This is a genomic window from Kocuria sp. CPCC 205263 (assembly GCF_040981075.1).
In the GTDB taxonomy this organism is placed as follows: Bacteria; Actinomycetota; Actinomycetes; order Actinomycetales; family Micrococcaceae; genus Kocuria; species Kocuria rosea.
Genome location: NZ_JAVKPV010000077.1, coordinates 1 through 537 on the forward strand (window position 1 = coordinate 1; position 537 = coordinate 537).

General features: G+C 69.3%; 1 protein-coding gene. It reads left to right on the top strand.

The features are described from left to right. Positions 1-537, top strand: a 537-nt coding sequence (locus tag RF647_RS19220; RefSeq protein WP_368813131.1) for a hypothetical protein, incomplete at both ends; no start/stop codon positions are given.

Below are 537 nucleotides of genomic sequence, written 5' to 3' on the forward strand. Positions count from 1 at the left end.
GGGCTACCTCGGCAACCCCGACGTGGAGCACACCGTGACGGGCGGGCCGCTGCGCAACACGTTCGAGGTCGTGACGCCGAGCGGCGCGACCGCCGTGGACGACCAGTTCACGGTGATGGGCAAGATCTCCACCAACACGGGTGTCCAGGCCGACCGGGCGGTGGTCGGCGGTGACGGATTCATCGACGTGTTCGCCACGAGTCGCGGGGACCAGCTCCAGGTCGAGGGTCAGGAGGGGGTCTTCGAGACCACACCGATGGAGAAGGACGACGGTGACTCCGAGCGGGCCTACGCCCGGATCAAGTACACGGGTACGGCGCCGACGAAGGTGAGGGTCACCAACCTGGGTGACAAGCCGGTCAGCTCCGCCGAGGTGCCCGTCACCGACGTCTCGGTCACGACCGGCGCGACCTACGACGGCGCGAACCTGAAGGTCACGGCATCCTCGACGTCCGCGACGGAGCTGGACGTCGAGGGCTTCGGGACGCTGACCGCAGGCGCGGAGGGCTCGTTCGCCACGGTCGCGCCCCCGATGGA